The sequence below is a fragment of the Alkalibacterium sp. s-m-28 genome (assembly GCF_054658175.1).
In genome coordinates, this window is the sequence record NZ_BAAGIQ010000169.1 from 1 (window position 1) to 2239 (window position 2239).

Here is a 2239-nt window from a genome sequence, read left to right on the forward strand (position 1 = left end):
GGGATAGTTTGGTAGTCGGATACCTACTATTTTACCGATAAATGAGGGAGGGGCAAGTGTTTTTTGTCTTTTCCTTGATAGAACAACGGTTATAGACCTTTAAGAACAAAAAAATTTGACAGTAACCGAAGTACTTGAGGAGGAAAACAAATGAAACCTGATGTATCTGTCAAACAGCAATTCCCATTTTCAATTGATAAAGTATGGGCATCCTTAATTCGCTCAGAAACTCTAGAAAAATGGATATGGCCGAATGACTTTAAACCAGTGATTGGACATGATTTTCAGTTTCGAGGTGAACCTAATGAGTGGTGGGACGGCATTGTCAACTGTAAAGTGCTTGAGATCAGTGAACCTCATAAGTTATCTTACACCTGGCATAGCGCTGGAGAAGAAACTACAGTGGTGTGGACATTGGAAAAGGTGGAAGAGAATCAGACTTTGCTGACATTAAATCAAAGTGGATTCAGTGAGGAAACAAAAAATACAAAAGGTGCTATTGAAGGTGCAATTTATAGCTGGAAAGCATTCTGCATGAACTTGGACAACGTACTGAATGAAAGGTATGGAGAAGGCCATGGGTAAATTAGACGATGTCTAGAATGTTTTTAAAAAAAAGCCAATTAAATTTATAGAGTCATATAAAGCGAAAGAGCAGATTTATACTTTTGTGTTCGAAAAACCTGAAGATTTGAACTGGAAGGCAGGCCAGCATGGTCTTTATGATATTACGCATAAGAAGATAAAAAATAAGACCCGCCCATTTAGTATTCCTACTGCACCTCACGAAAATACTATTCATATCACTACTAGAATAGGGAAGGAGCTCAGTGAGTTCAAGCAGGCACTTCTTGAGCTGAAACCTGGTATGAGTATGCGTCTTACTGGACCGGTAGGGTCATTCTACCTGAAATAATCTGTTCCTAGTCTTCTAATAGCTGGTGGAATAGGGATTACTCCTTTCAGATCGATGCTGAAGCAGTTAGAAGTTGAACGACAGATATCAACACCTATCGAGCTATTGTATATAAGTCGATCGAAGAACTTTTTATTTAAAGATGACCTTGATCAACTTAAAAACCTTGATAATCTGACCGTAAGATTTATCGATTCAGATGAACGATTGATTAAGGAACTGGATAAATTTATTGACCAGTATAAAAATGAAGCAAACTATTTCATTACTGGACCTACTTCTTTTGTAAAAGACGTCTCTCTTCACCTAAAAGATAGTAAGATCAAGAAGAAGCAACTCAAAACAGATGATTTCTATGGCTACAAAAACTAATAGTAAAATTGCCAAATAATAGTGAAAATGGACCAATATCACACACGTTAGCCAGAGACAGGATAAATTACTAAGACCAGCTTATAATGTAAGTGATGTACATTTAAAGTAGTTAATTCTAGAGAAAAGAAGTATAATCCTAAAGAAAATAAAAGATTGAGAACAGGAGAATTTTTATAATCGGGCAGAATATAATGGAAGAATTTGAAAAACAGAAGACTTTTGACGGAGACAGAGTGAAGTTAAGACCGATCGGGCTGGATGATGTCGATGATCTTTATGAGTTCACTTCTGATGAAGAAGCAACGAGGTATCTCTACACCCCTCACAAAGATAAGGAACAGACCAGCCGCTTAGTGTCGACCTATTATCTTAAAGAGCCCGTCGGGAAGTATGCCATTGAGCATAAAGAATCGGGTAAAATGATCGGCACGATAGAGTTCAGAGTAGATGACTATACAATGAATGGCGAACTGGGGTACACGATGCATAGGAGCTTCTGGGGACAGGGCTATATGTCCGAGGCAATCAAGCTCATATTCGACTTTGCTTTTTCCACGCTAGGTCTAGCTCGAGTATTTGCTGAATATGATTATCGAAATGATAACTCTGGACGATTGCTTGATCGACTTGGAATGAAACGAGAAGGGCATTTGAGGCAGAATCATATTGTCAGAGGTGCGTTGACTGACAGTATACACTGTTCTATTCTTAAAGGAGAGTACGTGAGTAAAGCGGCAGAAAAGTGAATTTTTTAAATACAAAGAGGGCGAATCGTCGTCCTCTTTTTTGTTTGTGCGCCCGGCATGGGCGACAACTTGGTAGTGAAAGTCCACTACAGACTTGGCAGTAGGAACTGTTAGCGAAAGTCAAGGGTGTCCGCCGTGAGGCGGAATCTGAAGGAAGACGGACGCAAATGCTTGCACTGACGAACAGAAACTTCATACAAAG

At 39.1% G+C, this 2239-nt stretch carries 4 protein-coding genes; all 4 read left to right on the forward strand.

From position 1 onward, the window contains the following. Window positions 1–150 precede the first annotated feature (150 nt). The gene (locus ACYQ4S_RS11635; RefSeq protein WP_346025173.1) at window positions 151–585 is read left to right on the forward strand and encodes an SRPBCC family protein; all 435 of its coding nucleotides are present in this window, start codon (window positions 151–153) and stop codon (window positions 583–585) included. 73 nt (window positions 586–658) lie between these two features. Then, window positions 659–916 carry an FAD-binding oxidoreductase gene (locus ACYQ4S_RS11640; protein WP_459771294.1) on the forward strand — a complete coding sequence of 86 codons (258 nt, stop codon included), beginning with the start codon at window positions 659–661 and terminating at the stop codon, window positions 914–916. Window positions 917–934: 18 nt separating this feature from the next. Continuing rightward, entirely contained in the window at window positions 935–1288 is a 354-nt protein-coding gene (locus ACYQ4S_RS11645; RefSeq protein ID WP_346025177.1) for a ferredoxin reductase domain-containing protein, read from the forward strand. A 194-nt stretch (window positions 1289–1482) separates the two neighbouring features. Beyond that, on the forward strand, window positions 1483–2037 hold the full coding sequence (locus tag ACYQ4S_RS11650) for a GNAT family N-acetyltransferase (protein ID WP_346025172.1): 555 nt from the start codon (window positions 1483–1485) through the stop codon (window positions 2035–2037). Window positions 2038–2239 lie beyond the last annotated feature (202 nt).